Source organism: Cellulomonas sp. EB106-03-03-XG116 (genome assembly GCF_058792015.1).
Genome location: NZ_JBYTEP010000016.1, coordinates 71,262 through 75,706 on the forward strand (window position 1 = coordinate 71,262; position 4,445 = coordinate 75,706).

At 77.7% G+C, this 4,445-nt stretch carries 3 protein-coding genes; all 3 read right to left on the reverse strand.

Features of this window, described 5'->3' with window-relative positions; all coding sequences use genetic code 11:
- Window positions 1-106: 106 nt before the first annotated feature.
- Window positions 107-1,654: a GAF domain-containing protein gene (locus AC3WUG_RS08615; protein WP_492327302.1), complete on the reverse strand. Its 1,548-nt coding sequence runs from the start codon at window positions 1,652-1,654 to the stop codon at window positions 107-109.
- Window positions 1,655-1,770: 116 nt separating this feature from the next.
- Window positions 1,771-2,415, reverse strand: a complete 645-nt coding sequence (locus AC3WUG_RS08620; RefSeq protein WP_492327303.1) for an ArsR/SmtB family transcription factor — start codon at window positions 2,413-2,415, stop codon at window positions 1,771-1,773.
- Window positions 2,416-2,563: 148 nt separating this feature from the next.
- A partial coding sequence (locus AC3WUG_RS08625; protein WP_492327304.1) for a PKD domain-containing protein occupies window positions 2,564-4,445 on the reverse strand: 1,882 nt, incomplete at its 5' end.

Below are 4,445 nucleotides of genomic sequence, written 5' to 3' on the forward strand. Positions count from 1 at the left end.
GAGATCTACACTCCACGGCCTTCGTCGGCAGCGTAAGGTGTGGAGAAGAGACAGCCGTGTGCGTGTCCGGCCAGACCTTCCACCCAGAGCGCGGTCGCCCGCGGGGTCAGTCGAGGATCGCGCGGGTGACCGCGACCTGCTCGGTCAGGACCCCGCCGATCGTCTGCTGGGTCTCGTTGATCCGCTCCACGACGCCGCCGATCTGCGCCAGCGACGCGATCACCCCGTCGACCTGGTGCTGGATCGTCCGCACCTTGTCGCTGACCTGGGTGGTCGCCGCGGCCGTCTCGTTGGCGAGCTCCTTGACCTCGTGGGCGACGACGGCGAACCCGCGGCCCGCCTCCCCCGCGCGCGCCGCCTCGATCGTCGCGTTGAGCGCGAGCAGGTTGGTCTGCGCGGCGATGCCCTGGATGACCGTGACGACCTGGCCGATCTCGGCGCTCGACACCCCGAGCCCGGCGACCTCGCGGTTCGCGCCCTCGGCGATGCGCTGGCCGTCGGTGGCGACCGTGGTGGCCGCGAGCACGTTGCGCTCGACCTCCTGGATGGACGTGACGAGCTCCTCGCCCGCGGTCCGCAGCCGCGCCGCACCCGCGTGCCGCTCCAGCGCCTGCGCGACGAGGAAGGCGGTGTTGCGCAGCGCGTCGGCGCGCTCCTGGGACAGCTCGAGCGTCGTGGTGGCGAAGAAGTCCATCGTGCCGACGACCTGGCCGGAGACGACGATCGGCAGGCAGACGCCCGACTTCACGCCGACCCGCTGCGCCGCGGGGGCCCGCACGCAGTCCGTCAGCTCGCCGAGGTCCGGCACGAACACCAGGTCCCGCGCCCGCCACGCCCGGCCCGCGAGCCCGACGCCCTCGCGGAACGTCGCCGCCCGCGTGACCTCGCGGAACTCGGCGCCGGCGTCGCCCGACTCCTGGACGAAGGTCAGCGCCCGCTGCTCCTCGTCCACCCGCCAGTACGAGCCGTACGCCCAGCCGAACCCCTCGCGGATGGCGGCGAGCGCGCGGCTCAGCGCCTCCTCGGCGGTGGGGGCGCCGGTGACCTCGTGGATCACGCGGTTGACCGCGTCGATGTCCTGCGCCGCCTCGGCCTGCCGCTCGGCGGTCGCGACGCGCTCGATCGCCTGGCTCACCAGGACCCCGATGCTGCGCAGCGTCCCGAGGCGCTGCGGGGACGGGCTCAGCGTCTCGGTGGTGAAGAAGTCCATCGTGCCGGTGACGACGCCGTCCTCCAGCAGCGGGAAGCAGATCCCGGAGCGGACGCCCGCCCGCTGCGCCGCGGGGGCGCGGACGCAGTCCGTCAGCTCACCCAGGTCCGCCACGAACACCAGGTCCCGCTGCCGCCACGCCCGACCCGACAGCCCGACGCCCTCGGAGAACGACGCCGCGCGGGTCACCCGGCGGAACTCGTCCCCGGCGTCCCCCGACTCCTGCACGAAGTGCAGCGCGCGGTCGGCCTCCACCCGCCAGTACGAGCCGTACGCCCAGTCGAACCGCTCGCGGACGACGTCCAGCGCGGCGCGGACCGCCTCCTCGGAGGTGGAGGCGCCGGCGAGGGCGTGCACGACCGCGGTGACGGCGTCGACGTTCTCGCGGGACTCGGACAGCTCGGAAGCCGCGGTCGGCGGCTGCGTGCGGGTGCGGGTGAACACGTGGCTCCTCGTGGGTCGGTACCCCCTGGCGAGGAACCCATCGACGCCCGCGGGGTCCGCGTGAGCGGATCGCGCGCCACGAACCGGGTGATTCGGGCAAACGCGGCCGTTCGGACTCAGGCGCCGGACGGGCCGTCCGCGGGCTCGGCCGCCGGGTCGTCGTCGGGGATGATCACGCGGGCGCCGAGGTCCCACGGCTGGAACACCCGCTCGCCGTCCATCCGGAACCGGAGGGTCCGCTGGGTGCGCAGCCGCGGGCCGGGCGCGGCGTCGGCGTCGGGCTCGACGACGTCACCCACGGCGGGCGGAGCGGGCGGGGCGGACTCGGCGGGCGCTGCGGCCGGGGCGGGCGCTGCGGCCGGTGCAGCCGGGGCAGGCCGCCGTGCGGGCCGGGCGGGCCGTGCGGCGGCGGCGCCGGACCCGCCGACCTCCGGCCGGTCCGCGCCCTCACCCAGCAGGACGTCGTCCAGCCGCCGGTAGCGGAACTCGGCCTCCCGCCGGTTCCGCTCGATCCACATCGTCATGAGGTCGAGCACCTCGGTCTCCAGGTGCGCCGGGCGGCGCTGCGCCTCCCGCCGCCGGCTCACCAGTCCCGCCTCCTCGAGCACCCGCAGGTGCTTCGACACCGCCTGCGGCGAGACGTCGTACGGGGCCGCGAGCGCGCCGACCGTGGCGTCGCCCGACGCCAGCCGCGCCACGAGGTCGCGGCGCAGCGGGTCGGCGAGCGCCGCGAACACCTGCGAGAGCGGGTCGGCGGCCACGGGTCCTCCTGACGGGTGGGTGGGTGACGGCCGCCGTAGCGTGCCACGCCGACGGCCCCGACCACAACCACCGGGTTGCGCAACCGTCGGCGTTCCGCGGCCCGCCGTCGCGGCCGCGGCCCGGGAGCGTGGCGCGCGGCAGGCCGGCTCACCCCGCGGTGGTCAGCACCTGCTCCGGCCCGACGGTCGTCCCCGCCGCGTTCGTCGCCACCACGCGGTACCGGTACGTCGTCCCCGGCGCGAGGCCCGTGAGGTCGACCGTGCCCGCGCGCTCCCAGGACGCGGCCGGGAACGGGACGTCGGCGGTCCGCGACGTCCAGCCCGTCCCCCACTCGACCCGCACCGTCGTGTCGAGCCCGCGCGGGTGCACCCGGAGCTGCGCGGTGGCGCCGGTGCGGGTGACGCCCGTCGCCGCGAGCGCCCGCACCGTCGGCGCCCCGGGGGTGTCGAACGTCCTGCTCATCGTGGTGGTGCCCGCCGCCGTCGTCGCCGTAGCCGTCCAGCGGTACCGGGTGCCGGGGACCAGGCCGGCGAGGTCGTGCGCGACCTCCTGCGCAGCGGTCGAGGCGGCGAGCGGGCGCTCCACGCGGCCGCTCTCGGCGCCGCCCTCGGGACCCCACGCGACGCGGACCGTCCCGGCCAGGCCGGCGGGCGCCACCCACGCGCGCACCCGGGCCGCCGTCCCGGTCACCCCGCTCTCGGCGCCCGTGACCACCGGGGGCGCGGCCACCACGAGGGTGCGTGCGTCCGTCGCGGTGCGGCCGGCGGCGTCCGTCACCGTCAGCCGGGCGGTCACCGCGCCCGCGGCGTACGTGTGCGTGACCACGCCGGGCTGCCCGGTGCCGCTGCGGGTCGTGCCGTCACCGAGGGCGAGGGTCCAGCGGGTCACGCCGCCGCCGGTCGCCGCGCCGCCGCCGGTGCTGCGCGCGAGGTCGAACGTGACGGCGAGCGGGGCCGGGCCGACCAGCACGGACGGCCGCAGGTCCGCGGTCGGGGCGGCGTTCGCCGCGGGTCCGGCGACCGCCGCGGCGTACGCCGCACGCGCCGGCGCGGAGCCCGCCACGGCCCACGGGCAGGTCCCCGTGCCCTCGAACGACGACGCCACGTCGAGACCGGGCCAGGCGCCGAGGTACGCGACCGCCTCGGTCAGCCAGGCCGCGCGGCGCCCGGGGTCCGCGGGATCGGCCGCGGTGCCGAACTCGGCCAGCACGGCCAGCTTCCCGCGCGCCTCCGCCCACCGCCGGAACGGGCCCGCCACCTCGGCCAGCGACCGCCACGCGGCCGGCTTGCCAGGGGCGCAGCCGAACCAGTTGTACGCGTCGAGCCCGACCCGGTCCACGACGTCGTCCCCCGGGTAGAACGCGTCCGCGCCCGCGGTGGACGGCGCCGACCCGAAGCTGCCCGGCGTCACCACCCAGGTCCAGCGCACGTCCCGCACGCCCGCGTCCCGGAACACCTCGACGTAGTGCCGCCAGGCCGACCGGAACTCCGCCGGGGTGCCCCAGCCCTGCGCGATGTCGGCCTCGTGGTGCAGGGTCAGGTACACCGGGACGCCCAGGGCGGCGACGCCCGCGGCCTGCCGGCGGATGTCGCCGTCGACCGTCCCCGACGCGATCGCCGACCACGGGACCACCGAGCCGTCGAGGCGCTTCGGCCAGATCGACAGCAGCGGGGTCCGGCCGCGGGCGACCGAGTCCGCGACGGGGCCCGCGGGCTGGGCGTCGTCCCACCGGCTGTACCAGCGGTGCACGTCCAACCGGCGGCCGAGGGCGTCCTCGAAGCCCGCGACCGCCGCGGCGGCGTCGGGGGCGGAGCCGCGGTCGACGTGCGCGCCGAGGCGGAACCCGGCGTCGGCGGTGGGGGACGGGGTGGTGGTGGTGGTGGAGGCGGAGGCGGAGGCGGACGCGGCGGAGGCGGCAGCCGGCGCTGCCGCGACCGCGGTGGTGCCGGCGGCACCCGTGGTCGGGGTCGTGGCGGCGGTCGAGCCGGCGACGGACGCCGCGGCGCGCGGCGCGGCCGAGGCGGCGGCC